Genomic DNA, 24,558 nt, shown 5'->3' on the forward strand with positions numbered 1-24,558 from the left:
CCGGCCGGTCCCCGTTCGACGTAAGTGGTGAGAGACGGAAAAACCCCGTCCCGTCCTGTCCCGACCATCACCGAGGATCCACTATGCCCCGTTTCATGAGCCTGATCCGCATCGATGAGCAGAACGTCACCGAGCGCATGGGCGCGCTGCTGGAGGAGATCACCAACGCCGGCGTCATGCCGGACACCGCCGGGCCCGCCCCTGCGCGACTACCGCCTGTTGCCGAGCGTCCGCGCCGACCTGCTCGCGCGGCTGGGCCGTACGGAAGAAGCCCGCGCGGAGTTCGAACGCGCGGTGGCCCTGGCCCGTAACGAGCAGGAACGCGCCTTCCTCCTCGGCCGGGCGGGGCGGGAGTGACCGCTCACGGACCGGAGGCGGGCAGCCGCGCCTCGTACGCCTGCCGCAGGCGCTGCCGCAGTGGGGCGATGAGCGCGGCATCCGTCAGACCGGCAGCGGTGAACCGGTGGAGGATGTTCAGCGACTCGGCGAACATCCACAACGTGGGGCCCAGCGCCAGAAAGTCACCGAGCGCCCGCGCGGCGGCGGCCTCGTCCGGTCGCAGACAGTGCAGAAGGAAGAGGTTGCCCATGGCCACCTTGTCCTCGTCGGCGGCGAGGAGGGCGGTGGCGCGATCCCAGTGTTCGTCCTCGGCCTCGCCCAACCGCCGGGCCACCAGCGCCAGCATCAGATGCCCCCAGGCGGTGCCGGGGGACTCCGCCAGCGCCCGGGACAGATCACCACGAGCACCTTCGGCAGCGCCGGAGAGCAGGCGGGCTTCCCCGCGCTTGATCAGCACCCAGACACTTCCACCGGCACTGTCACCCGTCGGCCGCGAAGACGGCTCCAGCGCGAAGAACGCGTCATAGGCCGGCACGGCGTCCTCGTACCGGCCCGCCGCCAGGCAGGTATGGCCCCGGCCGGCGATGGCCGAGGCGTCGTCGGGGTTGATCCGGATGAGGTGGTCGTAGTCGGTGAGTGCGTGGTCGTACTTCCCCATCTCGCGGTGGATCTCGGCTCGGCCGGTGATGGCCCAGACGTAGGCGGGACTCATGTCGATGGCGCGGTCGAGGTCGGTGAGTGCCTGGTCGTACCGTCCGGCCCGTCGGTGGACATCGCCCCGGAGGAGGATGGCCCAGGCGTAGGTGGGGTCGATGTCGGTGGCGCGGTCGAGGTCGGTGAGTGCCTGGTCGTACCGTCCGGCCTCGCGGTGGATCTCGGCTCGGCCGGTGATGGCCCAGGCGTAGGTGGGGTCGATGTCGGTGGCGTGGTCGAGGTCGGTGAGTGCCTGGTCGTACCGTCCGGCCCGTCGGTGGACATCGCCCCGGAGGGCGATGGCCCAGGCGTAGGTGGGGTCGATGTCGGTGGCGTGGTCGAGGTCGGTGAGTGCCTGGTCGTACCGTCCGGCCCGCCGGTGGATTTCGCCCCTGCTGGCGATGGCACGACTGTGGCCGGGGTCGATGTCCATGACGCGGCTGAAGTCGGCGAGGGCGTCATCGTCCCGGCGTGTGACCCTGCGGACTTCTCCTCGCCGGTACCGGGCGAGAACGCTGTCCGGCGCGAGGCGGACGGCTTCGTCATAGTCGGTCAACGCCCGGTCCCACTCCTCGCGGCGCTCGTGCACCCGTCCACGGGCGACATGGGCCACCGCACGAGTGGCCGGGTCCAGCGCGGGAGCAGTCAGCAGGGCCGTCACCACGCCAAGGACGGCCTCGTCGGCCTCGGCGGCCCCGGCGGCGGAAGTGAGCCGGTCGCTCCACCGGGTCAGGCCGGCGTCCCCGGTGTCCGCCGCCGCCTGGTCCAGGAGGTGGATCCACTGCCGCTGGACGCCCGGTCCGCGTTCGCAGGCGTGGACGGTGTCGGCCAGGACCTCGGTGAGGGCTGCCCCGGGGTGTGCGCACAGCAGGTGGTAGGTCTCGTCCACCCGGCACTGGCGCCAGCCCGCATCGCCCCAGTAGCCGTGATCCCGGTCCGGGGTGAGGGTGTTCTCGATGGCCGTCCGGCGGGACGCGTGGAAACCGGCCAGGGCGATGTGCTGTTCGGACCAGGTGGTGGGGAAGTGGTTGCGCTGGTGGCGGAGCATGAGGGTACGGACCGTGTCGTGGTATCGGTAGCGGCCGTCGTGGCTTCCCACGAACGGCAGTCCCCGCAGCCAGCCGTACTGGCCGGCTGCCGCCCCGGGGGCGACGGTCCGGTAGATGTCCTCGTTCAGATGGAGCGGCAGGGCGCAGGCCAGGGTGACCGCCCGCCGGTCGGGGTCGGTCTCCCACTTCAGGAACCGTTCAACGGCCGTCTCGGCCGGGTCGGGCACCTCACCGGGAGCGGACGGCCGGGGGTGGGCGAGCATGTCGACCAGGACCGGCAGCCGGCCCGACAGCCGCAGGATGACCTCGACCGTGTCGGGGTCGGTCACCCCGCGTGCCCGCAGCAGTTCGCGGGCCTCCTCCTCGGTGAAGACCTCCAGCGGCACTTCGCTGATCTCCGCCCGCCAGTCGGCCCAGTACCGCTCGTCGAGACCTCCCTGGCCGGACAGCACGACCACGACGTTCGCTTCCAGCGACCCGTAGGTGTCCTTGCAGATCATTTCGTGCAGCCACGCGTCCAGGACCGGCCCGGTCCGTTCGTACACGTCGAAGAACAGCACCACCAGGGCCCGCTTCCGGGCGATGTCGGCCAGGTCCTCCAGGAACACCGGGGTCAGGGACCGCGCCGGTGACAGCAGCACCTGGGCGTCCTCGTGCCGCAGCCGGCCGGAGACCCGGTGGCGCAGGCGGTCCATGCCCGCCGCCACCGACGCCGGATCGACCGCCCCGGCGACCGCCCCGGCGACCGCCCCCACCCCGGGGATCGCTCCCACGCCGAACAGCGTCGCCTGGGCGGCGAGCAGCGCACCGGGGGACGCCGAGGTCTCCCCACCGTCCGCCATGCCCGTCGCGGCATCGGCCTGGGTGCGTTCGGCCTCCTGAAGACTCTTGCGGAAATCAGTGAGCTTGCGATCGAAACTCTTCAAGGGCGCCCCGTCGCGCAGCAGACCCCTGGCCACCGCCTCCATCGCGTCGACCGGATCGTGTATCTCGTCGCCGACCACCACGGTGACGGCGCCGCGTTCCCGGGCCTGCTGCTCCCACTGCCGGATCAGCGAGGTCTTCCCCACCCCGCTGTGGCCCCGGACATGGAACAGATACTGGAACTGGAAGTCGGTGCTCTGCGGGTCCCGGGCCAGATTGGCGCGGAACGCGTCCAGCTCGCCGTGCCGCCCGATGAAGCCGCCGCGCCGCTTCAGCCGGTTCAATTCCTGCCGCGTCAGACGCCGTTCCGCCACCGCTGCCCAGCCCCCTTGCCGTGCTTGTCGTGCGCCCCCAGTGTCACTCATGCGGCATCCCCCGAACCCGGGCCCGCCACTCACCTCACTCCGGACGGAAGCTGAGCTGGGCGCCCAGTTCCTGGAAGCCGAGGGTGGCGGCGAGCCGCCGCGAGGCGGTGGGGCGGGCGCGCCACTGCGGCAGCAGTCCGGCCGCCAGCGCGTGCGCGGCGGCCGCCGAACCCGTCGCTCCGGCCAGGCCCCGGCGCCGGTGGCCCGGCGCGGTCAGCACGCTGATGTGCGCGGCCCCGCCCGGCCACACCTGATAGCCGGCGGCGGCCAGCACCGCGCCGCCGTCCCGGACGACGAACGCCGGTGAGGTGATCGGTTCCAGACCGGCCTCGCCCGCGTCCCGCGCACCACTGCGCCGCTCCAGCTCCCGTACCCCGGGGTGCCGGCCGGGCAGTTGCTCGACGGCCGGGCCGCCGGGGCCCGGGCCCACCGGCCGGAAGCGGTCAGGGCTGAGGTACGCCAGCGCGGCCGGCCCGAGGATGTCGCGCACCGGCAGGACGCGGCGTACCGCCTCCGCGTCCACGGCGGCCTCGGCGGACAGCGACGCGAGGGCGGCCCGTACCGGCGCGGCCAGCGCCTCCTCCGGAACGGTCGCGATCACCGCCCCACCGAGCGCCACCACCCCGGCCCAGCCGGGCGGGCAGAGGCCCGACCCGGGGGAGACGACCACCTGAGGTCCCTCGGCGGGACGGAACGCCACCGGCACACCGGCCAGCGCCGTCCAGACGGCACGGGCACCGGCGAGCGGCGGCGGATCGATCGGCATGCCCTGATCCTGGCACGCGTGTCCATCGATACGGGCGCCGGTCGGCGGCCGACCATGGCCTCACGGGTTGTCTCACCATCGTTGTCCGACCACACAGGAGGAACACATGGCTCAGCTGCTGAGAGTCCAGAACTTCACCGTCTCACGTGACGGGATCGGGGCCGGCGAGGACCAGAGCCTTGAACATCCGTTCGGGCATGCCGTCGACCCGGCGACGCTGTTTGCCTGGGCCGGTGCCACGGCGAGCTGGCCCAACCGCACCGACCCCGGAGGAAGCAGGGGCCTGGACGACTACTTCACGCGGGACTTCGCACACCACATCGGTGCCGAGATCATGGGCCGCAACAAGTTCGGGCCTCAGCGCGGACCCTGGAAGGACCACGAGTGGCGCGGCTGGTGGGGAGAGGAACCCCCGTTCCACACGCCGGTGTTCGTCCTGACGCACCACCCGCGTCCTTCGTTCACGCTCTCCGACACCACGTTCCACTTCGTCGACGGCGACCCGGCCGCGGTCCTGGAGCAGGCACGGCAGGCGGCGCGGGGCAAGGACGTCCGGCTCGGCGGCGGGGTCGCCACCATCCGGGAGTTCCTGGACGCCGACCTCGTCGACACCCTGCATGTGGCGGTCTCGCCGATGGAACTCGGCTCCGGACTACGACTGTGGGAGTCACCCGATGAGCTGCTCGACCGGTTCCACCTGGAGGTCGTGCCCAGCCCGAGCGGCATGACGCACCACCTCTTCTGGCGCAAGTGACCGGACCCCGGGGCCGGCCCGTGGCGCGGGGCCGTACGCCTCACCCCTCCGTGGTCCACCACGGCTCGGCGGCGGACAGATCGCGCAACGCGTTGGTGACGCAGTGGAGTTCGCCGCCCACCGTGCCCACGGTGTGGCCGTAGTCCCACTCCTCCACCCAGGCCACGGGGCCGGCGCCGGCCGCCGCGAACGCCTCCTCGGTCGCCGCCCTGAAGGCGTCGTCGTGCGGGTCGGCGGCCAGGAAGGTGCCGGTGTCGGCCCCGGTGTCGGCCCCGGTGGCGACGCCGTTGACGACGGCGGGGAGGGCGTTGGCCACGATGTCCTGGCGGGGGTAGCCGGGGACCGCCAGCCGCTCGAACAGGGCCGGGACCCGGATGATGTCCTCGTCCGTCAGCCCCAGTTCGCGGGTGAGCACATCGAGCGCCGCGTCGATGCCGGCGACGGCCAGCCGCGTACCCTCCTCGACCGCCGGCTCCGCCGGCTCCGCCGAGCCGCTGAGCTCCAGCCCCAGTTCGGGATCGGCGACCACGGCCGCCCAGCCGCGCTCGCTGTCCGCCGGTACGAAGGACAGGAACTCGTCGATGTGGCCCACCGCCAGCCAGCTGGTGTCCACCGCGAGCGGCCGCTGCTCGCGCTGCGCCTCCAGCAGCGTGACGAAGGCGGCGTCCGGCGCCGCGTCCCCGCCGTCCGAGCCGTACAGCACCCGGCCGGCCGGCCACCCCGCGTACGGCGGCGCGACCAGGAAGTTGCCGGTCGAGCTGAACGACCCCCACAGCTGGCTGTGTTCACTGTCCCCGACCCGGTCGCGGTCGTACTCCTGGACGACCGCCGTGCCGGGGCCGGCCAGCACGGTGTACGCGGAACGCCCGGCGTCCCGCAGCGGAAAGTCGGCCGTGCTCCCCTCGGGCATCACATCGGCGGAGCGCAGCAGCACGCTCATCCGCCGCACCTCCCCGCCGTCCGGGCCCGGGGCGGCGAAGTAGCCAGTGATGAACTGGTCCCGCATCCAGCGGTCCCCGCCGGTCGGGTACTCCAGCAACTGCCCGCTGACACCGGCGGCTTCCAGCGCGGCGGTCAGCTCGGCGCGGAAGACCTCCTCGCCCTCCTCGACCGGCCGGGCCGGCACATCCGGGTCGTAGCCGTCGCGTTCGGCCTCCTCGGGGGTTGTCCCGTTGTCGCTCGTCATCAGCCGGTCGATCGGCAGCAGATCGTGGGTGAGGATCAGCGGCGCGACCCGCAGCCGCGCCCGGGCCGTGTCCGTACGGTCGCCGTCCACGACGTCGAGGCGTACGTCGATCTCGCCGTCCCAGACGGCGGGGTCGCGTACCAGATCGGTCGCCTCCAGGGCGAGTTCGACACCGCCGCGCAGCTGGTCGGCGGTCAGCCGGGCGTCCGGGGGAAGCAGGGAGTACGCCGTATCACCGTCCTTCACGAACAGCCGGGTGTACGGGGCGGACGCCTCGTCGACGGTGACGGTCGCGTACGCGTCGGCGCCGAGCCCCGGCAGCGCCCCGACCCGCAGCGGCGCCAGATCGAGCGCGTCGTCGGCTCCGTTCACCTCCTCGTCGGCGGCGTCGTGGCAGGCGGCGAGCGCGTCGTCGGTGAGCCGGGCGCTGTCCGCGCCGAGGGTGGGACAGCGGCCGCCGCTGTCGTCCAGGTTGGGGATGACGTACGGGACGGCGGCGGTCAAGGTCGCGGCGGCGGACGCGCCGGCGCTCCGGCAGCCGGTGAGCGGGATCAGGACGGCGGCGGCGACGGTGATGGCGGCCAGCCGGGTGGTGAGGTTCATGCCCTCCAGCCTTGGCGGGGCGGCGGCCCGGCGGATCAGCCGGAGGACGGAGACCAGCGCCCCCCGGCCTCTGTCTTTCGGCAGAGGCGGCGCCCGGCGCCCGGCCGTAGGCTGGCCGGATGCGCTGGCGGACGGTGGTACCCCGGCTGCTCGCCGCCTCGCTGGCGGCGGCGGCCGTCCTGGCGCTGCCCTCGGCCGGACCGCTGATCACTCTGCCCGCCGCAGTGGCGGCGGGCGCGGCGCTGCTCGCCCGGCAGCACGGATGTGCCGCGCCCGGCGCCGCGTTGGCCTCGCTGGCGGCGACGGCCGGGTATCAGGGGCCGGCGGGCAACGCGGTCGGGCCCTGGTGGCTGATCGAGACGGCCGCCCTGCTGACCCTGACCGTGCCGGCCGCCCGCCGGGGCTGGTGGCGGGCCGCACTGCCGGCGGTGGCTCTGACGGCGCTGCCGCTGCGCATCGGCCCCCGCCTCGAACCCCCCTCACCGCCCGCCGAACTGGCCGTCATCTGCCTGCTGGCCGCGCTGGCGGGCGCCGCCGCGCTGGGCGCGGGCCGCTATCTGCGCGCCCTGGACGCCCGCCGCGCGCGGGCCGTCCGCGATGCCCGCCGGGCGCAGCGCCTCGCGCTCGCCCGCGACCTGCACGACTTCGTCGCGCACGAGGTGAGCGGCATGCTGGTCCAGGCGCAGGCCGGCCAGCTGGTCGCGGCCGACCGGCCGGCCGAGGCCGTCGCCACCCTGCGCCGCATCGAGGCGGCCGGGCAGCGCGCGATGGAGACCCTGGACGAGACCGTACGCATGCTCGACGCCGACGCCGACGCCGATATCGGCCGGAGCCGCCCGCCGGGCGCGGCGCTCGCCGAACTGGCCGCGGCCGTACGGCGGTACGGCACCGCCACCCTGGACCTCGACCCGGCGGTCCGCGACGTACCGCTGTCCGCGCACCGGCTGGTGGTGGAGGCGCTGACCAACGTACGGCGGCACGCCCCCGGCACGCCCGAGGTCCGGGTGGCGGTGCTGCGTACCGGCGCGGGACTGACGGTGCGCGTCACCAACGCCGCCCCGCCCGCCCCGTACCGTGCCACGCCCGGCAGCGGCACCGGCCTGACCACCCTGCGCCGCCGGCTGGCCACCGAGGACGCCACCCTCACCACCGGCCCGACCCCGTACGGCGGCTGGCACACCACCGCCGCCTGGAGCGACACATGACGCCCCCGCCCCCGCCCCAGATCCGGGTGCTGATCGCCGACGACCAGGAACTCGTCCGCCACGGCTTCCGGATGGTGCTCGACGCGCAGCCCGACATGGCGGTGGCGGGGGAAGCCGCCGACGGACTGGCCGCCGTGGCGGCGGCCCGCGAGCTGCGGCCGGATGTGGTACTGGCCGATATCCGGATGCCGGGGATCGACGGCATCGAGGTGGTCCGGCGGCTCGCTCCCGAGGGCCACCGGGTGATCGTGGTGACGACGTTCGACGACGACGCCTGTCTGGGCCCGGCGCTGCGCGGCGGCGCCGCCGGCTATCTGCTCAAGCGCTCCGGCCCCACGCTGCTGGTGGAGGCGGTCCGCGCGGCCATGGCCGGCGACACCCTGATCAGTCCCTCCCTGACCACCCGCCTCCTGCGTGGCCTCCCGGGCAACGGCCCCGCCGTCCCCGACCCGTCCGTACTGACCGCCCGCGAGACCGAGGTGGTCCGGCTGGTCGCGCGGGGACGGACCAACGCGGAGATCGCCGCCACCCTCACCATCGGCCTCGGCACGGTCAAAACCCATGTGGCCGCCGCCCAGCGCAAGCTTGGCGTCCGCAACCGGGTCGGCGCCGCCGCCTGGGCCTGGGGCGCGGGGCTGATGGATGGTGCCTGAACTGGCAATATCCGAAGGCTGTTGCTGCCGGGTGAGCCGATCCTAGGATCGCGAACATGTCAGTTCGCAGGATGTTGCAGGCCACGCTGGGCCTTGCCCTCACCGCTACGGTCGCCTTCACCGGGACGGCCCAGGCCGGCGCCCAGGCCGGCGCCCAGGCCGGCGCGCAGACCGACGCACGAGCGGCGGCCGAGGAGCAACTGCTCCACTACAACCACGCCTACGCCGTGATCGACCGCGAGACGGCCGACGCCATCGAACACTCCGACTACCTCCAGAGATTCGCCAACTTCGAGGTCCGCACCACCACCGGCGGCAGCTTCAGCTGGACCGGCCGCTACCTCTACGGCCGCGAGACCTACATCGAGTTCTTCGGCGAGGACGACCTCCCCGGCCCGGACGCCGAGTTCGGCTCCGCCGGCCTGGCCCTGTCCACCGAGAACGCCGGCGATCTCGCCACCGTCACCGAGCGGATCGCGAACCCGGCCCACTACCGCCAGACCCGGGACTTCGGCGACGGCGTCCGGGTGCCGTGGTTCGACACCGTCCGCACCTTCCACGGCGATTACGAGGCGTTCGACCCGTTCGCGCTGGAGTACCTCCCCGAGTACTTCGCCGACCCGCGCGGCAACACCGGCCCCGAGGCGTACCCCGGCGACGTCAGCCGGAACCGCTACCTCCCCGACACGTACCAGAGCCGCATGATGCGCGACGTGACCGGCATCCACCTCGGGGTGCCGGCCGCGGACCTGGCCATCACCATCCCGCTGCTGGAGGCGGGCGGCTACGACATCCAGACCCTGGCGAACGGCGGGGTCGTGGTGGACGACGGCCTCACCCGGATCCAGCTGGACCCGGTGCCGCGCGAGGAGGCCGGCCTGCGCAGCATCACCATGTCGATGAACGGGCCGACCCTCGACCGGTTCACGGTGGAGATCGGCCGCTCCACCCTCTACATCGGCCCCAGGAACCAGGCCGTGTGGGAGTTCCAGCCCCGCCCGTAACCGGGGAGCGGCGCTAGGCGGGCGTGATGTTGCCGAGCTGGGCGACCAGCAGCGCCAGCCGGTACGCGTCGGCGTAGTCGGCGGCGGAGTACGCGATCGTACGGCCGCCGCCGACCCGCGAGACGCCCGGCACCAGCATGGCCAGGTCCACGACGTACGCCCGGGCCAGATCGATCTCGACCTCGACCGGCCCCGGCACGGTGAACGGCGCCACCCCCTCCCGCCGCGCCACGGCCCCGGCGGCGGCGGCCCGCAGCCGCTCCCGCGCCTCCTGCGGATGCAGCGCGACGGCCGCCCCCTGCGCCAGCGCCCGCTTCACCTCGACGGTGACGGTCTCGGGCACCAGCTCACGCACCTCGGCGCAGGCCACGTCGTCACCGCTGAGCAGCACCACCGGCACCCCGAAGTGCCCGGCCATGGCGGCGTTCAGCCCGATCTCCCCGAGGGAACGCCCCGCCACCCGTACGTCGAGGATGATGCCGTTCATGGTGTGCGCGAGCACGGCGGGACCAGCCCCGGCCCGCGCGTGATACCCCACGAACAGCGCGGCATCGGTCTGCGCATCGATTCCACCCAGCATCCCGAACGGCCGCGGCTTCCCCCGCACCAGCCGCGCCCGCCGGTCGAGTTCCTCCGGCAGCAGATTGCGGAACGACCCGTGCGCGTCGGCCACCCACACCTCCGCGCCGGGCTCGCCCTCCAGTACCCCGTCGATCACGGCGTTGACCTCGGCCGTCATCGTCGTACGGGCCCGCGTGTAGTCGTAGCCGTCCGTGTGCGTCTCGGAGGCGTGCACGACCCCCGAGACGCCTTCCATGTCCACAGAGATCAGTACCTTGGTCACCCGCCCGACCCTACGCCCCGGCCCCGGAGGACCGGGCCGAGATCGCCCCGCTGAGCAGGACCGCACGTCGGCGGGTGGTGAAACGGGGCAGCCTCACCACGAGCGCGTTCAGGCGGCCCGACTGCACGCTCGGTCGCCGGCCGCGGTCGAGCGCGCGCATCGCGGTCGCGACCACCTGTTCGGGGGTCTCGTACGAACCCTGGTGGGCGCCGCTGCCCAGGCCGTCGAAGAACTCGGTGCGGGTGAGGCCAGGGGCGAGCGACAGCACCCGCAGGCCGGTACCGCGCGACTCGTGCCACAGCGCCTCGGTGAAGCTGAGGACGAACGCCTTGCAGGCGCCGTAGACCGCCATCGCCGGCATGGGGGTGTACGCCGCCATGCTCGCGACGTTCACGAGTACGCCCCGGCCGGAGTCGCGGAGCGGTCCGATGAACGCGCGGGTGAGATCGACGAGGTTGGCGACATTGACGTTCATCTCGTCGGTGAGGCGGTCCGGGTCCTCCTCGTGGAAGGGGCCGTCGGTACCGAAACCGGCGTTGTTCACCAGCCCGTCCACCGTGATGTCCCGCCGGGCCAGCTCGGCGGCCAGCCGCCGGCCCGCGCCCGGCTCACTCAGGTCGAGGGGTATCGCGGTGGCACGCACGCCGTGCCGCGTCCGCAGTTCGGAGGCGAGTTCTTCCAGGCGGTCCTGCCGCCGGGCGACGAGGACGACGTCGGAACCGCGGCGGGCGAGTTCGCGGGCGAAGGCGGCACCGATGCCGGAGCTGGCACCAGTGACGATCGTGGTCTGCCCGGAGAAGCTGATCGGAGTCATGGCTGCACCGTACGCAATACCTTGCACTCAGTGCAAGACAATGCATTCGATGCAGAGATCTAGACTGAGTGCATGGCCGACACCCCCACGCTCCGCGAGCGCGCGCGCCGCGCGGCTCGCATGGAAATCACCGCCAGCGCGGTACGGCTCTTCGCGGAGAACGGCTTCGAGGCGACGACGATCGACCAGATCACCGCCGCGGTCGGCATTTCCCGCCGTTCGTTCTTCCACTACTTCGGCAGCAAGGAAGACGTCGTCCTGGGCGACACCGAGGCGCTGGGGGAGTCGGTGCGAGCCGCGCTGGAAGCCCGTCCGGCCGACGAGTCGGCGTGGACCGCCATCAAGGAGGCGTTCCTGGTGCTCCAGCAGAAGGCGGGCACCCTGGAGGAACAGCTGATCCTCGCCCGCATCCAGCACGAGGCGCCCTCCCTGCGCGCCAGGCATCTGGAGAAACACCTGCGCTGGCAGGAACTGCTCGCCCCCGACGTACAGCGCCGCCTCGGCCTGCCCGCCACCCCGACCCCGGATCCCCGCGCCCTGGCCTTCGTCGCCGCCGCGCTGGCCTGTCTCGACGCCGCCCTCGACGCGTGGTACCGCTCGGGCGGAGCCGACGACCCCGAGCGCCTCTTCGACGAGGCGGTCGCCACCCTCCGCGCCTAGAACACGGAGCGCGCCCGCGCCGGGCATGGGGAAACCAGCCCCTCGGAGCCGCCCCCGCCCACCGGATCAACCCCGGACCCGGCGGGGGCGCGGATGAGGGCAGCCGGCCGGTGGCTACCCGCCGTTGGGCGGGACGACGAAGCCACGGGCCGGCCCGCTGTCCGGCCCTTCGCCAAGGAACTCGGCCGCCGGCGCGGCCAGCGCGTCAGCGGTCACATCCCGGCGGGCACCAGGACCGGCCGTGCCGCCGTAACCCGCACTCGCCATCTCCACCAGGAGCAACCTCGCCACCCACCGAACGAAGCTTCCTCGATCAGTGGCCGATCAGCGCTTGAGGTGGTTGACGAACGCGGTCCAGGCCGGGCCGGAGATGAGGGCGGCCGGCGCGGTCCGGTCCTTGGTGTCCCGGACCGCCACCGCCGAGGCGTTCGGGGTCGCGGCGACCTCGACGCAGTTTCCGTTGCCAGCGCTGTAACTGCTTGTCCGCCATGGCCCGATGATGTCTCGGGATATCATCGCTTGCTCTTCCTCTACTCTCGCATCTCCTGTGCGACCCGCTGAATCAATGCGAGCGAGTCGGCGGGGTTCAACGCTGCTGCTCTCAAGTGGTTGTACGCCTCGTTGTAGCTCTGTTGTTCCCCGGGACGGTCCATGTAGAGCGTCCCCGTCATATTCTCCACGCAGACCACGTCGGGGTCGCGGGGCAGACTGAAGATTACGAAGGCTCCCGCCAGTCCTGTGTGCGCTCCCGCGCTGTGGGGAAGCACTTGGATCACGGTGTGCTGGTCCTTCGCCGACGATTCGAGGGCGGCAAGCTGCTCCCGCATGACGGCCGGGCCGCCGATGGTCTGGCGGATGGCTGATTCGCCGACGATCACCCACATCCGGGGCGGACGTTCACTCGTCAGGAGGGCCTGGCGTTCACGCAGGACGTTGACCAGCCGATCAACGTCGGCCAGGGGGAGGATCGCGGGGTTGGCGAGGATGACCGCCCGCATGTATGCCTCGGTCTGGAGCAGGCCCGGGACCAGGATCGGTTCGAAGTTCTTGATCTCGACGGCTTCGGACTCCAGCGCGATGTAGTCGGCGTAACTGCGCGGCAGAGTGTCCTGAAACGCCTGCCACCAGCCGGACTTGTGTGCGTCTCGCGCTGCCTGGACATAGTCGTTTCGCTGTTGCTCGTCATCAACCCCGTACAGGCTCAGCAGGGCCTTCATGTCGTTCTGCGAGACGCGAACTTCGCCCGCCTCTATGCGGCTGAGCTTCGGCCGGGAGAATCCCATCTCCTTCGCCACCGCCTCGGCGCCGAGCTTCGACTTCTCACGGAGCTCCCGGAGATCTACCCCGAGCCTGCGGCTGCGGAATGTACTGGGCATGCGTCCTCCCTGCCATGTCGGTCAGCGTCGGTGGCCACTGTAGCCATCCTATCGATCTGCACATGTGCAGATCGCCCACTTGCCAATCGGCCACGGGCAAGTCTACCGTTCCTGTAGTCGCCGAATAACACGGCGTCAGGGCCATGCGTGCTGCCTGGTGTTAGCCATCGCCCCGCGCTCAGCCCGCTCCATGGCAACTGGAGGTGCGTTGAGAAATCTGGTGCGGGCCGCGTACGGCCAGAGCGTGTATGGACAGTCCGTGATGGCTCACCCCATAGAGATCGAGCACTGGCGTGCCGTTGCTGCCGAGGTGTTGCGGATGTGGGGGGCGTCGTCGTCGGCCGTCGAGTTGGTGCGGTTGGGGGTCTCCGAGTTGCTGAGCAATGTGGTCAAGCACGTGGACAATCCGCGCTGTTATCTGCGGATGACGCGGATCGGGGTGGAGGTGACGGTGCAGGTGTTTGACCGGTCGCGGCGGTTGCCTGTTGTGGACCAGGTGCCGGACTGGGACGCCGAGGGTGGGCGGGGGTTGTTCATGTTGCGGGAGATGGCCGATGCCTTCGGGTGCGAGCGGACTCGGCGGTGTGCCGGGAAGATCGTTTGGTTTCGGTGTGCGCTGTGAACCGGGTGACGCAGGTGTGGGTGCAGGCCGATGTGATCTCCGGGTGGGCGGAGGAGGGGGAGTGTCTGATGTGCGGGCGGGTCGGGGTGCGGGTGATGTGGCTGGGGCCGGTGGTGGGGTTCGGGCGGAGCCGGCCGTTCAACGCGTGTGAGCCGTGCGCGGTGCGGCTGGCGCGGTGGGTGCGGGGTGCCGAGCCGGAGCCGTGTGGGCCCACCGGGTACACCTCGGGGAGTTCCACACTTGAGCGGCGGTACGACACCGCGATCAACTCCGTTGCCGCCGTCACCATCGCCGGGGTGCTGTCGCTCACCTCCGTTGCCGCCGGGCTCTGGTTGGGGGCGCGGTGAGGAGGGCGGTACCGGTGGCGGTGGTCGCGCGGGCGCTCGGTGATCTTGTCGCCGGGGCGCGGGTGTCCTTCGTGGGACCGCCGGGGCGGCAGATCGTCACCGTCGCACTTTCCGTGGCTGCCGCCGACCGGCTGGTGCGGAGCCTCGCCGGGAGCGGACGGCTCTACGCCGCCGGGAGCCTGCTGTGGTGTCGCAAGCAGCGGCGGGTGGGGGTGGTGCTGGCGCGGGAGGATCGGCTGGTTCGGTTGCAGGCCGTCGCCGATGGGCTGCCGTTTCATGCGCCGCCGGGCGCGCTGCGGCCGGCGACCCTTCCGCAGGTTCAGGCCGCTCTCGCCGTGCGGCAGCGCTGGTTCGGCTCGTACCGCAATGCGGGTTCCGCTCAGAAGCGGCGGGTGATCAGGGCCTTCTTCACTTCCTGGATCGCCTTGGTGACCTCGATGCCGCGCGGACAGGCGTCCGTGCAGTTGAAGGTGGTGCGGCAGCGCCACACACCATCGCGGTCGTTCAGGATCTCCAGGCGCTGCTCGCCGCCCTCGTCCCGCGAGTCGAAGATGAAGCGGTGGGCGTTGACGATCGCCGCCGGGCCGAAGTACTGGCCGTCGTTCCAGAAGACCGGGCACGAGGACGTGCACGCCGCGCACAGGATGCACTTGGTGGTGTCGTCGAACCGCTCGCGGTCCTCCGCCGACTGGAGCCGCTCGCGGGTGGGCTCGTTGCCGGTGGTGATCAGGAACGGCATCACGTCGCGGTACGCCTGGAAGAACGGGTCCATGTCGACCACGAGGTCCTTCAGCACCGTCAGACCCTTGATGGCCTCGACCAGGATCGGCTTGGTGGCGACGCCCTCCTTGATCTCGGTGATGTCCTTGATCAGGGTCTTGCAGGCCAGCCGGTTGCGGCCGTTGATGCGCATCGCGTCCGAGCCGCAGATGCCGTGGGCGCAGGACCGGCGGAAGGTGAGGGTGCCGTCCACCTCCCACTTGATCTGGTGGAGGGCGTCCAGGACGCGCTCCTTGGGATCGATGCGGATCTCGAAGTCCTGCCAGGACGCCTCGGCCGAGATCTCCGGGTTGAAGCGGCGGATCCGGAAGGTGACGGTGACGAGGTGACTGGCGTCCTGCCCGGGGGAGGAGACCTTGTCCAGTGTCGGGGTGGCCATCAGTACTTACGCTCCATCGGCTGGTAGCGGGTGACGACGACCGGCTTGTAGTCCAGCCGGATCGACTCATTGCCCTCGGCGTCGACCTCGCGGTAAGCCATCGTGTGCCGCATGAAGTTGACGTCGTCGCGGGTGGGGTAGTCCTCCCGGTAGTGGCCGCCGCGGGACTCCTTGCGGGCCAGTGCGGAGACGGCCAGGACCTCGGCGAGTTCCAGGAGGTTGCCCAGCTCCAGGGCCTCCAGCAGGTCGGTGTTGAACCGCTTGCCCTTGTCCTGGACCGAGACGTTCTTGTAGCGCTCGCGCAGGACCGCGATGGTCTCGACGGCTTCCTTGAGCGTTTGCTCGGTGCGGAAGACCATGGCGTTCTTGTCCATGGTCTCCTGGAGTTCGCGCCGGATGTCGGTGACGCGCTCCGTGCCCGTGGACTCGCGCATCCGCTCCACCTCGGACGACACGAACACCTCGGGGTTCTCCGGGAGGTCCACGAAGTCGGCGGTCGCCGCGTACTCGGCGGCGGCGATGCCGGCCCGGCGGCCGAAGACGTTGATGTCCAGCAGCGAGTTGGTGCCCAGCCGGTTGGCGCCGTGCACCGATACGCAGGCGACCTCGCCGGCCGCGTACAGGCCGGGGACCACGTCGGTGTTGTTGGACAGGACCTCGCCCGCCACATTGGTGGGGATGCCGCCCATGGCGTAGTGCGCGGTGGGCTGGATCGGGATCGGGTCGGTGTACGGCTCGATGCCCAGGTAGGTGCGCGCGAACTCGGTGATGTCGGGCAGCTTGGCGTCCAGCTGCTCCGGCGGCAGGTGGGTGAGGTCCAGGTACACGTGGTCGCCGTCGGGGCCGCAGCCGCGGCCTTCCCGGATCTCGGTGTAGATCGACCGGGACACGACGTCGCGCGACGCCAGGTCCTTCATCACCGGCGCGTACTTCTCCATGAAGCGCTCGCCGTCCTTGTTCCGCAGGATGCCGCCCTCGCCGCGCGCGCCCTCGGTGAGCAGGATGCCCATCTTCCAGATGCCGGTGGGGTGGAACTGGAAGAACTCCATGTCCTCCAGGGGCAGTCCGCGCCGCCACGCCGCCGCCTGGCCGTCGCCGGTGAGGGTGTGGGCGTTGGAGGACACCTTGTAGAACTTGCCGTTGCCGCCGGAGGCGAAGACGACGGCCTTGGCCTGGAAGATGTGCAGCTCGCCGGTGGCGAGTTCGTACGCGACGACGCCGGCGGTCTTCTTGACCCCGTCGACCTCGTTGAGCAGCAGGTCCAGGACGTAGAACTCGTTGTAGAACTCCACGCCCTCCTTGACGCAGTTCTGGTACAGCGTCTGGAGGATCATGTGGCCGGTGCGGTCGGCCGCGTAGCAGGAGCGGCGTACCGGCGCCTCGCCGTGGTTGCGGCTGTGGCCGCCGAACCGCCGCTGGTCGATGCGGCCTTCGGGGGTCCGGTTGAAGGGCAGGCCCATCTTCTCCAGGTCGAGGACGGAGTCGATGGCCTCCTTCGCCAGGATTTCGGCGGCGTCCTGGTCAACCAGGTAGTCGCCGCCCTTGATGGTGTCGAAGGTGTGCCACTCCCAGTTGTCCTCCTCGACGTTGGCGAGGGCGGCGGCCATGCCGCCCTGGGCCGCGCCGGTGTGGGAGCGGGTGGGGTAGAGCTTGGTCAGTACGGCGGTACGGCTGCGCTTGGTGGCCTCGATGGCCGCGCGCATTCCGGCGCCGCCCGCACCGACGATGACGGTGTCGTACTTGTGGATCTGCATGTGTTCGTCAGCCCCGGTGCGGTCAGGTGATGTTCGGGTCGAAGGTGAAGATCACCAGCGTGCCCAGCAGGACGGTGAAGATGGTGGCCGTGTAGAGCAGCATCTTCAGCCAGAAGCGGGTGTTGTCCCGCTGCGCGTAGTCGTTGATGACCGTCCGCAGGCCGTTGGCGCCGTGCAGCATGGCGAGCCACAGCATGATGAGGTCCCATGCCTGCCAGAACGGGGAGGCCCAGCGGCCGGCCACGAAGGCGAAGCTGACCTTGGAGACGCCGCCGTCGAGCACCAGCTGGATCAGCAGGTGGCCGAGCACCAGGACGACGAGCAGGATGCCGGACAGCCGCATGAACAGCCAGCCGTACAGCTCGAAGTTGGTGCGGGTGGTCTTGGGCGTCTTGCCGGTCCGGGCGCGGGGCGGCTCGATGACCGGGGCGGGGTGGTCCACGTCGTAGGGGCCGTCGCCGGCGCCGTCGATGGTGATGCCCGAGGCGGTGGTGGAGTCGGTGGACATTTTCATCAGCTCCCGAACAGCTCACGGAAGGCGTGGGAGAGCACGGGGTAGGCGGCCCCGGCCATCAGCACGACCCAGACGCCCACCACGGTGTACAGCATGTGCTTCTGGTAGCGGGCGCCCTTGTTCCAGAAGTCGACGGCGATGACGCGCAGGCCGTTGAGGGCGTGGAAGAGGACGGCGGCGACCAGTCCGTATTCCATGAAGGCGACGATCGGCGTCTTGTACACGGCGATGGTGTCGTCGTAGGCGTCGGGGGAGACGCGCACGAGTGCGGTGTCGAGGACATGAACGAACAGGAAGAAGAACACCAGGACACCGGTGACTCGATGAGCCACCCATGACCACATGCCTTCCCGGCCGCGGTACAGCGTTCCTGCCGGCACGGAAGAACCCTCCGAAACGATTCGGGGCCTGCGGCGGCGCTCCTGTCTGTCAAGGGTCTCCGTCGGGCCCGGCCGGGTACGGTCCAACCGGCCGCCCGCCATGGTATCGACGGGTTGACCCCTTCCCTGACGCGGGGTCTAGGGTGTGATCAATCGCGCATTGATCTCATCCTTTCGCGTGAGTCATCTGATTATCCGGCTACCGTCGTGTGTATGAATAGCGCGGTATGGCGGATATGGGCGATTGTCGCCGTCGTGGCTCTGATAGGCGCTGCCACGGTGCTCCTCGTCACACAGCGGTCCAGCGGCGGCAGCCCCGTCGCGGCCAATCCGGACCCCACCCACACCTCAGCGGCCCCCACCCCGACCCCCAGCACCGAGCCGGTACTGGCCGACGGCCCCAGCGGCGACCCGCAGACCGTCCCCCAGGTCACCACCTGGCAGCCCGCCGACGGCCCCGGCTGGGCCCCCTCCGACACCACCCGCGTCGTCACCGAGGCCGGCTCCGACGCCACCGGCGCCGCCGACCAGCTGGCCGGCGAGCTCTCCGTGGACCGCGCCGACGGCGGCGCCCGCGCCTCCGACGTACTCCTCACCATTGACCCGAACGCAGGAACGGGGCCCGAGGGATATTCCCTCACCACCCGTGATCACCAGGTCACGATCACCGCCGAGACCGGCGCCGGCGCCTTCTACGGCACCCGCACCCTCCTCCAGTCCTTCCGCGCGGACGGCGGCCTCCCCGAGGGCACCGTCCACGACGCCCCCGACCGCGCCCAGCGCGGCCTGCTGGTCGACACCGCCCGGAAGTTCTACACCGCCGACTGGATCGAGAACCGGCTGCGTGAGCTGGCCGACCTCAAACTCAACGAGTTCCACCTGCACTTCAGCGACGACCAGGGCTTCCGCGTCGAGAGCGAGAGCCACCCCGAGGTGGTCTCCCAGGAGCACCTCACCAAGGCCGAGGTCACCTCGATCCTGGAACTGGCCGACTCCCTGCACATCACCGTCATCCCCGAGATCGACTCCCCGGGCCACCTCGGCGCGGTCCTCGCCGCCCACCCCGAGCTCCAGCTCAAGCGCGCCGACGGCACGGTCTCGCAGGGCGCCATCGACATCTCCAACCCGGACGCCGGCCCCCTCATCGACGACCTGCTGCGCGAGTACGCGGACCTCTTCCCCGGCCCGTACTTCCACATCGGCGGCGACGAATACCCGGCGCTGTTCGCGTCCAACCCCGAGGCCACCTACCCGGGTCTCGCCCAGGCGGCGGTACAGAAGTACGGGGCCGGGGCGACGGTGCGCGACCTGGCCACCGGCTGGATCAACGACCGCGCCGCCACCGCCCGCGACGCCGGCAAGACCCCGCAGGTGTGGAACGACGGCATGCACGCCGGCGGCAAGGTGCAGCCCGACAAGGAACGCCAGGTCACGTACTGGACCGGCCGCGAGATCGGGGCCCGCGAGCCCCAGGAGTACCTCGCCCAGGGCTACCCGCTGATCAACCTCAACTCCGCCTATCTCTACTACGTGCTCGGCGAGCCCAACGACTTCGTCTACCCCACCGGCGAGGCCATCTACAACGAGTGGACCCCCGACGTGGTGCGCGGCTCCAGCCCGCTGCCGGACGGTGACGGCGGCCCGGAGCACGTGCTCGGCGCCCGGTTCGCCGTCTGGTGCGACCTCGCCGATGCCCAGACCCCCGAGCAGGTCGCCGACGGCATCCGGCTCCCGCTGGCCGCCGTGGCGCAGAAGACCTGGCACGCGGGGACCCCCGCCGGCAGCTGGCAGGAGTTCACCCAGCGGGTGGACAGCGTCGGATGAGGGTGGGCTAGTCTCGGCCCGGACCAGAAGATGATCATGATGGGTGCGCCGGGCCGACCGCCCGGGACGGCCCAAGGGCAGCCAGGGCCGCCACCCCCCACAGGAGAGGCCCCGGCTGCCACGGCGGACCCACGCCTGGCGGGGCTCGGGTCCGCATCTCGTACAGCGTGCAACGGCCGGTTTCTGTTACCGAGCGGATACGTACAGATGCGCCATGGACTCGACAGCGCGGGACGCGTAGCGTTCGTTATCCACAGCGCACAGTTACCAGCTCTGGAAACAGAACGGCGAAGAGTGCGGCGTGGAGGCCGCTGAGGGGGGCCGGAGTGCAGGCGCAGGTTCACTTTCACGAGCAGGTTCAGGCCCAGGTTCCGGCCCAGGTTCCGGCCCGGGCTCACGAGCAGGCCCGGACACCCGAGCAGGTCCGGGAGCCGAGGCGGCGCCCGGTGGACCGTACGGCGGTGGCGGACCGCCGGCTCACCGCCGCGCTGCAAGCGGCGCGGGAGGGCGACGAGAGCGCCTTCCGCCAGGTCTTCCACGCGGTCCATCCACGGTTACTCGGCTACGTCAGGACCATGGTCACCGGTCCCGACGCCGAGGATGTGACCGCCGAGGCATGGCTGCACATATCCCGGGATCTGCCCCGCTTCAGCGGCGACGCCGACCGGTTCCGCGGCTGGACCCACCGGATCGCCCGCAACCGCGCCCTGGACCATCTGCGGGCCCGCGGGCGCCGCCCCCAGGAGTGCGGCGTCGAGGACGCCGGGCTGGTCGAGCTGCCGGCGGGCGTGGACACCGCCGAGGCCGCCATGGAGGCCGTCGCCACCTCCCGGGTCTTCGACCTGGTCGCCACCCTCCCCAGGGAGCAGGCGGGCGCCGTCGTGCTGCGCGCCATGCTGGGTCTTGACGCCAAGCGGGCGGCCCTGGTGCTCGGCTGCCGTCCGGGCGCGGTACGTACCGCCACCCACCGGGGGCTGCGCAGGCTCGCCCAACTGGTCGACGAGCGCCGCGAGTACGAGGCGACGCCGCCGGTGACGGCCCGCGCGAAGCCGCCCGCGACGGCCCCCGCGCCCGCCGCGACCCGCGCCGTACCGGTCCCGGTAACGAAAACGGGGCGCGCGGCGCAGTAAGAGACAGGCCGACTGGTCATCGGCCCCGGGCCGACCCGAGGTCCCCCCCGTACCTCTGGGTAGGCCCATCGCGCGGGCGGAGCAGCTTTCCCCCTAGCCCCGCCCGCGCACCCCCCTCCGGACCTCCTGCCGGACCTCCTCCGGACTTCCCTCCGCGCCGCCCTGCCTCCCGCGCGCCTACGCTCCTTCCCCGCGCCGCTCACCGCTCGATACAGTCCGTCGCATGACGCGTGAGTCCGAGTCGGGCAGGCCGATCGATCCGGTATACGGCCCGGAAGCTCTCAAAGGCTGGGATCCAGCCGAAAAACTCGGCACCCCGGGCGGCTATCCGTACACCCGTGGTGTCTATCCCTCCATGTACACCGGCCGGCCCTGGACGATGCGGCAGTACGCCGGGTTCGGGACCGCCACCGAGTCCAACGCCCGCTATCGGCAGCTGATCGCCAACGGCACCATGGGCCTGTCCGTCGCCTTCGATCTGCCCACCCAGATGGGGCACGACTCGGACGCGCCGATCGCGCACGGCGAGGTCGGCAAGGTGGGGGTCGCCATCGACTCCATCGACGACATGCGGGTGCTCTTCGACGGCATCCCGCTGGGCGAGGTCTCCACCTCGATGACCATCAACGCCCCCGCCGCGCTGCTGCTCCTGCTCTACCAGCTGGTCGCGGAGGAGCAGGGGGTCTCCCCGGAGCGGCTGACCGGCACCATCCAGAACGATGTGCTCAAGGAGTACATCGCGCGCGGCACCTACATCTTCCCGCCCAAGCCCTCGCTGCGCCTGGTGTCCGACATCTTCCGCTACTGCAAGGCCGAACTCCCCAAGTGGAACACCATCTCCATCTCCGGCTACCACATGGCCGAGGCGGGCGCGACCCCCGCGCAGGAGATCGCCTTCACCCTCGCGGACGGCATCGAGTACGTCCGCACCGCCGTCGCCGCCGGGATGGCCGTGGACGACTTCGCGCCCCGGCTGTCGTTCTTCTTCGTGGCACGCACCACCATCCTGGAGGAGATCGCCAAGTTCCGTGCCGCGCGCCGGATCTGGGCCCGGGTGATGCGCGAGGAGTTCGGCGCCACCAACCCCAAGTCGCTCATGCTGCGCTTCCACACCCAGACCGCCGGGGTCCAGCTCACCGCCCAGCAGCCGGAGGTGAACCTGGTACGGGTGGCCGTCCAGGCGCTGGGCGCGGTGTTCGGCGGCACCCAGTCGCTGCACACCAACTCCTACGACGAGGCCATCGCGCTGCCCACCGACAAGTCGGCGCGCCTCGCGCTGCGTACCCAGCAGGTGCTCGCGTACGAGACCGATGTGACCGCCACCGTCGACCCGTTCGCCGGCTCCTACGTCATGGAGTCGATGACCGACGACGTGGAGAGCGCGGCGGTGGAACTCATGGAGCGGATCGAGGAGCGCGGCGGCGCCGTCGCCGCCATCGAGGAGGGCTTCCAGAAGACCGAGATCGAGCGCAGCGCCTACCGGGTCGCGCTGGAGACCGACGCGGGGGAGCGGGTGGTGGTCGGTGTCAACCGCTTCCAGCTCGCCGAGGAGGAGCCGTACGAGCCGCTGCGCGTCGATCCGGCGATCGAGGAGCGGCAGGCGGCCAGGCTCGCCGCGCTGCGGGCCGGCCGTGACCAGCCGGCGGTGGACGCGGCGCTGGCGCAGCTGCGGGCGGCGGCCGGCGACCCGAGCGCGAACGTGCTCTACCCGATGAAGGACGCGCTGCGGGCCCGCGCCACGGTGGGCGAGGTCTGCGACACCCTGCGGGAGGTGTGGGGCGCGTACGTCCCCTCGGAGCGGTTCTGAGGGCGCGGGCGGTCTGTGCGGCGCTGTCGCTGTGACAGAAGGTGTGAGTGGTACGGAAGTTGCGGGTGCGCGGTCCGGCCGCGCCGAGTGGGACGGTAGCGTGCCGGTCGGTAGGATCCGACAGCTGACACCCGCTCACGAAAGGTGACTTCGCAGCTCCGCGCACCGCCGCGCGCAGCCGCGACCCCGCTCCCGCCCGACCGTGAAGGCTCTCCATGGCACGTCCTCCGTCCACTTCGGCACTGTGGCCCGTCGCCATGGCCGTCACGCCGTGCACGCTGGCCGCACCCGTCGGCCTGATCGTGGGCTGGCAGCCCTGGGCGATGGTGCTGGTGTGGGGTACGGGCTCCCTGCTGGTCGTGGGCCTGCTGCTGGCGCTGTGGCGCGCCCACCGCGCCACCGCCGCCCAACTGGCCCGCAAGGAAGCCGAGATGGCGCAGCGGCTGGCCGAGCTGGCCCGGCGGGACAAGCAGTGGCGGGCGTACACCGAGAAGCAGTCCACGCTGCTGCGCGAGGAGTGCGACCATCTGCTGGCGGTACGGATGCCGGCGGTCTTCAAGGGCGCGGGCGCGACCGTACCGCCCGCCAAGTACCGCACCCGGCTGCCCGATATCGCGGTGGCCGCCTTCGACCGGGTGGTGACCGAGGTCGGCGAGCGGCTCGCGGACCGCTCCGAGTCGCAGCGCCTGGCGATGGTGGCGCTGGCCGGCCGGGTGCAGACCTCCGCGCATCGCATCCAGGCGGCCGTCACCACGCTCTCCGAGCGGCACGGCCACGACCCGGACGTCCTCCAGTCGGCGATGTGGGTGGACCACGCCGCCACCCAGCAGGCCCGGCACGCGCAGAGCGTGAAGGTGCTCAGCGGCGAGTGGCCGGGCCAGCAGTGGGACGAGCCGATGGCCCTGGTGGACGTGGTACGCGCCGCCTCGGGCCGGATCGTCGCCTACCGGCGGGTGGAGGTGGCGGGTGAGCAGGATGTGGGCGCGGCGCCCCGGGTGGTCGAGCCGCTCATCCATCTGATCGCCGAACTCCTCGCGAACGCCACCGAGTACTCCCCGCCCAAGACGGTGGTGCCGGTGATGGTGCGTACCGTGCAGCGCGGTGCGGTCATCGAGATCGACGACGGCGGGCTCGGCATGGACGAGTACCGCATGGACCGGGCGCGGGAGATCGCTTCCGGCAAGCGGCTGATCGCGCTGGCCGATGTGGGGGAGATCCCGCAGACCGGGTTCGCGGTGGTGGGCCAGTTCGCCGCCCGGCACGGCTTCCAGGTCGATCTGTCGCCGTCCCCGTACGGCGGGGTGCGGGTGGTGATCCTCATCAGCCGCGACGATCTGGCCACCGTGGAGCCGCTGGGTACGGTGCCGGTCCCGGTGCGGGTCCGCCAGGAGCTGGCGCCGCTGCCCAGCCCGCCGGCGACAGGCCAGAGCCCGGGACCGGACCAGGGCCCGGTCCAGGGGGCGGAGGCGGACCCGGAAGCGGACGCGGCGCCCCAGGCCGTACCGCAGCCCCGGCCGGAACGTTCCGGCGGCAGCCCGCGGCACGCCCGTACCCCGGACGAGGCCGGCCCCGCGACGGACGGGGCGGCGCCGCCCCCCGTACGCCCCTCCGGGCTGCCCCAGCGCTCCTCCCGCCGCGGGGAGTCGCTGTCACCGAGCCAGGCCGTACCGCGGCCAGAACCGCAGCCAGAACCGCGGCCGGAAGCGCAGCAGACCCCCGAAGAGGCGGGGGACTGGATGGCGAACTTCTTCGCGGGCGGCGACACCTCACACCCGAAAGGCTGAAC

The 24,558-nt window shown here is 71.6% G+C and carries 23 protein-coding genes and 2 pseudogenes; 13 read left to right on the top strand and 12 right to left on the bottom strand.

Annotation, left to right across the window (positions count from 1 at the left end; all coding sequences use genetic code 11):
• Positions 1-83: 83 nt before the first annotated feature.
• Positions 84-203, top strand: a pseudogene (locus AC5WRL_RS09430) (YciI family protein); the annotation flags it as partial.
• Positions 196-357: pseudogene (locus tag AC5WRL_RS09435) on the top strand (RNA polymerase subunit sigma-24); the annotation flags it as partial. The pseudogenes AC5WRL_RS09430 and AC5WRL_RS09435, both read left to right, overlap by 8 nt.
• Before the next feature lie 4 nt (positions 358-361).
• Here AC5WRL_RS09435 and AC5WRL_RS09440 read toward each other — a convergent pair.
• Both AC5WRL_RS09440 and AC5WRL_RS09445 read right to left on the bottom strand, forming a co-directional pair.
• Positions 362-3,319, bottom strand: a complete 2,958-nt coding sequence (locus AC5WRL_RS09440; RefSeq protein WP_496087911.1) for a tetratricopeptide repeat protein — start codon at positions 3,317-3,319, stop codon at positions 362-364.
• Positions 3,320-3,404: 85 nt separating this feature from the next.
• On the bottom strand, positions 3,405-4,136 hold the full coding sequence (locus AC5WRL_RS09445) for a GNAT family N-acetyltransferase (protein ID WP_496087912.1): 732 nt from the start codon (positions 4,134-4,136) through the stop codon (positions 3,405-3,407).
• 106 nt (positions 4,137-4,242) lie between these two features.
• Between AC5WRL_RS09445 and AC5WRL_RS09450 the strand changes: the two genes are divergently transcribed.
• Entirely contained in the window at positions 4,243-4,890 is a 648-nt protein-coding gene (locus AC5WRL_RS09450; protein WP_496087913.1) for a dihydrofolate reductase family protein, read from the top strand.
• Between the two features lie 40 nt (positions 4,891-4,930).
• Here the strand turns inward: AC5WRL_RS09450 and AC5WRL_RS09455 are convergent, their stop codons facing one another.
• Entirely contained in the window at positions 4,931-6,679 is a 1,749-nt protein-coding gene (locus tag AC5WRL_RS09455) for a protein-arginine deiminase family protein (RefSeq protein WP_496087914.1), read from the bottom strand.
• Positions 6,680-6,798: 119 nt separating this feature from the next.
• On the opposite strand from AC5WRL_RS09455, the gene AC5WRL_RS09460 reads away from it, so the two are divergent.
• Genes AC5WRL_RS09460 through AC5WRL_RS09470 form a run of 3 tightly spaced genes read left to right on the top strand, consistent with a single transcriptional unit; the run spans position 6,799 to position 9,541 of the window.
• A complete protein-coding gene (locus AC5WRL_RS09460) occupies positions 6,799-7,884 on the top strand; it encodes a sensor histidine kinase (protein WP_496087915.1) in 1,086 nt (361 codons plus the stop codon).
• A complete protein-coding gene (locus AC5WRL_RS09465; protein WP_496087916.1) occupies positions 7,881-8,537 on the top strand; it encodes a response regulator in 657 nt (218 codons plus the stop codon). The genes AC5WRL_RS09460 and AC5WRL_RS09465 overlap by 4 nt, the downstream gene beginning before the upstream one ends.
• A 56-nt stretch (positions 8,538-8,593) precedes the next feature.
• Positions 8,594-9,541, top strand: a complete 948-nt coding sequence (locus AC5WRL_RS09470; protein WP_496087917.1) for a DUF5829 family protein — start codon at positions 8,594-8,596, stop codon at positions 9,539-9,541.
• 13 nt (positions 9,542-9,554) lie between these two features.
• Here AC5WRL_RS09470 and AC5WRL_RS09475 read toward each other — a convergent pair whose 3' ends face one another.
• Together AC5WRL_RS09475 and AC5WRL_RS09480 are read right to left on the bottom strand one after the other, a co-directional pair.
• On the bottom strand, positions 9,555-10,385 hold the full coding sequence (locus tag AC5WRL_RS09475) for a M55 family metallopeptidase (RefSeq protein WP_496087918.1): 831 nt from the start codon (positions 10,383-10,385) through the stop codon (positions 9,555-9,557).
• A gap of 10 nt (positions 10,386-10,395) precedes the next feature.
• Positions 10,396-11,199 carry an SDR family NAD(P)-dependent oxidoreductase gene (locus AC5WRL_RS09480; RefSeq protein ID WP_496087919.1) on the bottom strand — a complete coding sequence of 268 codons (804 nt, stop codon included), beginning with the start codon at positions 11,197-11,199 and terminating at the stop codon, positions 10,396-10,398.
• Between the two features lie 72 nt (positions 11,200-11,271).
• Between AC5WRL_RS09480 and AC5WRL_RS09485 the strand changes: the two genes are divergently transcribed.
• Positions 11,272-11,859: a TetR/AcrR family transcriptional regulator gene (locus AC5WRL_RS09485; protein ID WP_496087920.1), complete on the top strand. Its 588-nt coding sequence runs from the start codon at positions 11,272-11,274 to the stop codon at positions 11,857-11,859.
• A gap of 114 nt (positions 11,860-11,973) precedes the next feature.
• Here the strand turns inward: AC5WRL_RS09485 and AC5WRL_RS09490 are convergent, their stop codons facing one another.
• Genes AC5WRL_RS09490 through AC5WRL_RS09500 form a run of 3 tightly spaced genes read right to left on the bottom strand, consistent with a single transcriptional unit; the run spans position 11,974 to position 13,235 of the window.
• Complete coding sequence (locus AC5WRL_RS09490; protein WP_496087921.1) at positions 11,974-12,150, bottom strand: hypothetical protein; 177 nt, start codon at positions 12,148-12,150, stop codon at positions 11,974-11,976.
• Positions 12,151-12,183: 33 nt separating this feature from the next.
• The gene (locus AC5WRL_RS09495) at positions 12,184-12,375 is read right to left on the bottom strand and encodes a DUF397 domain-containing protein (RefSeq protein WP_496087922.1); all 192 of its coding nucleotides are present in this window, start codon (positions 12,373-12,375) and stop codon (positions 12,184-12,186) included.
• 14 nt (positions 12,376-12,389) lie between these two features.
• Positions 12,390-13,235 (bottom strand): helix-turn-helix domain-containing protein, encoded by an 846-nt coding sequence (locus AC5WRL_RS09500; RefSeq protein WP_496087923.1) that lies wholly within the window; start codon positions 13,233-13,235, stop codon positions 12,390-12,392.
• A 262-nt stretch (positions 13,236-13,497) separates the two neighbouring features.
• On the opposite strand from AC5WRL_RS09500, the gene AC5WRL_RS09505 reads away from it, so the two are divergent.
• Complete coding sequence (locus AC5WRL_RS09505) at positions 13,498-13,857, top strand: ATP-binding protein (RefSeq protein WP_496087924.1); 360 nt, start codon at positions 13,498-13,500, stop codon at positions 13,855-13,857.
• Positions 13,854-14,204 (top strand): hypothetical protein, encoded by a 351-nt coding sequence (locus AC5WRL_RS09510; protein ID WP_496087925.1) that lies wholly within the window; start codon positions 13,854-13,856, stop codon positions 14,202-14,204. Before AC5WRL_RS09505 ends, AC5WRL_RS09510 begins: the two co-directional genes overlap by 4 nt.
• 379 nt (positions 14,205-14,583) lie before the next feature.
• Here AC5WRL_RS09510 and AC5WRL_RS09515 read toward each other — a convergent pair whose 3' ends face one another.
• The 4 genes from AC5WRL_RS09515 to sdhC are packed head-to-tail and all read right to left on the bottom strand — an operon-like array spanning position 14,584 to position 18,011.
• A complete protein-coding gene (locus AC5WRL_RS09515; RefSeq protein ID WP_496087926.1) occupies positions 14,584-15,363 on the bottom strand; it encodes a succinate dehydrogenase iron-sulfur subunit in 780 nt (259 codons plus the stop codon).
• Positions 15,363-17,117: a succinate dehydrogenase flavoprotein subunit gene (gene sdhA / locus AC5WRL_RS09520; RefSeq protein ID WP_496087927.1), complete on the bottom strand. Its 1,755-nt coding sequence runs from the start codon at positions 17,115-17,117 to the stop codon at positions 15,363-15,365. The genes AC5WRL_RS09515 and sdhA overlap by 1 nt, the downstream gene beginning before the upstream one ends.
• Positions 17,118-17,139: 22 nt before the next feature.
• A complete protein-coding gene (locus AC5WRL_RS09525) occupies positions 17,140-17,625 on the bottom strand; it encodes a succinate dehydrogenase hydrophobic membrane anchor subunit (RefSeq protein WP_496087928.1) in 486 nt (161 codons plus the stop codon).
• A 5-nt stretch (positions 17,626-17,630) separates the two neighbouring features.
• Entirely contained in the window at positions 17,631-18,011 is a 381-nt protein-coding gene (sdhC, locus tag AC5WRL_RS09530) for a succinate dehydrogenase, cytochrome b556 subunit (protein WP_496087929.1), read from the bottom strand.
• A gap of 213 nt (positions 18,012-18,224) precedes the next feature.
• On the opposite strand from sdhC, the gene AC5WRL_RS09535 reads away from it, so the two are divergent.
• The 4 genes from AC5WRL_RS09535 to AC5WRL_RS09550 all read left to right on the top strand — a co-directional run bounded on the left by AC5WRL_RS09535 (position 18,225) and on the right by AC5WRL_RS09550 (position 24,556).
• Entirely contained in the window at positions 18,225-19,835 is a 1,611-nt protein-coding gene (locus AC5WRL_RS09535) for a beta-N-acetylhexosaminidase (RefSeq protein ID WP_496087930.1), read from the top strand.
• A 446-nt stretch (positions 19,836-20,281) separates the two neighbouring features.
• The gene (locus AC5WRL_RS09540; protein WP_496087931.1) at positions 20,282-20,965 is read left to right on the top strand and encodes an RNA polymerase sigma factor; all 684 of its coding nucleotides are present in this window, start codon (positions 20,282-20,284) and stop codon (positions 20,963-20,965) included.
• A gap of 223 nt (positions 20,966-21,188) precedes the next feature.
• On the top strand, positions 21,189-22,772 hold the full coding sequence (locus AC5WRL_RS09545) for an acyl-CoA mutase large subunit family protein (protein WP_496087932.1): 1,584 nt from the start codon (positions 21,189-21,191) through the stop codon (positions 22,770-22,772).
• 257 nt (positions 22,773-23,029) lie between these two features.
• Positions 23,030-24,556 carry an ATP-binding protein gene (locus tag AC5WRL_RS09550; protein WP_496087933.1) on the top strand — a complete coding sequence of 509 codons (1,527 nt, stop codon included), beginning with the start codon at positions 23,030-23,032 and terminating at the stop codon, positions 24,554-24,556.
• Positions 24,557-24,558 lie beyond the last annotated feature (2 nt).

The sequence above is a fragment of the Streptomyces sp. NTD107 genome, from assembly GCF_059510435.1.

Coding starts and splice junctions, on each gene's coding strand:
- AC5WRL_RS09450 (WP_496087913.1), top strand. CDS start 4,243: ATGGCTCAGCTGCTGAGAGTCCAGAACTTCACCGTCTCACGTGACGGG.
- AC5WRL_RS09485 (WP_496087920.1), top strand. CDS start 11,272: ATGGCCGACACCCCCACGCTCCGCGAGCGCGCGCGCCGCGCGGCTCGC.
- AC5WRL_RS09455 (WP_496087914.1), bottom strand. CDS start 6,679: ATGAACCTCACCACCCGGCTGGCCGCCATCACCGTCGCCGCCGCCGTC.
- AC5WRL_RS09465 (WP_496087916.1), top strand. CDS start 7,881: ATGACGCCCCCGCCCCCGCCCCAGATCCGGGTGCTGATCGCCGACGAC.
- AC5WRL_RS09505 (WP_496087924.1), top strand. CDS start 13,498: ATGGCTCACCCCATAGAGATCGAGCACTGGCGTGCCGTTGCTGCCGAG.
- AC5WRL_RS09500 (WP_496087923.1), bottom strand. CDS start 13,235: ATGCCCAGTACATTCCGCAGCCGCAGGCTCGGGGTAGATCTCCGGGAG.
- AC5WRL_RS09525 (WP_496087928.1), bottom strand. CDS start 17,625: ATGTCCACCGACTCCACCACCGCCTCGGGCATCACCATCGACGGCGCC.
- AC5WRL_RS09470 (WP_496087917.1), top strand. CDS start 8,594: ATGTCAGTTCGCAGGATGTTGCAGGCCACGCTGGGCCTTGCCCTCACC.
- AC5WRL_RS09445 (WP_496087912.1), bottom strand. CDS start 4,136: ATGCCGATCGATCCGCCGCCGCTCGCCGGTGCCCGTGCCGTCTGGACG.
- AC5WRL_RS09545 (WP_496087932.1), top strand. CDS start 21,189: ATGACGCGTGAGTCCGAGTCGGGCAGGCCGATCGATCCGGTATACGGC.
- AC5WRL_RS09495 (WP_496087922.1), bottom strand. CDS start 12,375: ATGATATCCCGAGACATCATCGGGCCATGGCGGACAAGCAGTTACAGC.
- AC5WRL_RS09535 (WP_496087930.1), top strand. CDS start 18,225: ATGAATAGCGCGGTATGGCGGATATGGGCGATTGTCGCCGTCGTGGCT.
- sdhA (WP_496087927.1), bottom strand. CDS start 17,117: ATGCAGATCCACAAGTACGACACCGTCATCGTCGGTGCGGGCGGCGCC.
- AC5WRL_RS09515 (WP_496087926.1), bottom strand. CDS start 15,363: ATGGCCACCCCGACACTGGACAAGGTCTCCTCCCCCGGGCAGGACGCC.
- AC5WRL_RS09460 (WP_496087915.1), top strand. CDS start 6,799: ATGCGCTGGCGGACGGTGGTACCCCGGCTGCTCGCCGCCTCGCTGGCG.
- AC5WRL_RS09550 (WP_496087933.1), top strand. CDS start 23,030: ATGGCCGTCACGCCGTGCACGCTGGCCGCACCCGTCGGCCTGATCGTG.
- AC5WRL_RS09480 (WP_496087919.1), bottom strand. CDS start 11,199: ATGACTCCGATCAGCTTCTCCGGGCAGACCACGATCGTCACTGGTGCC.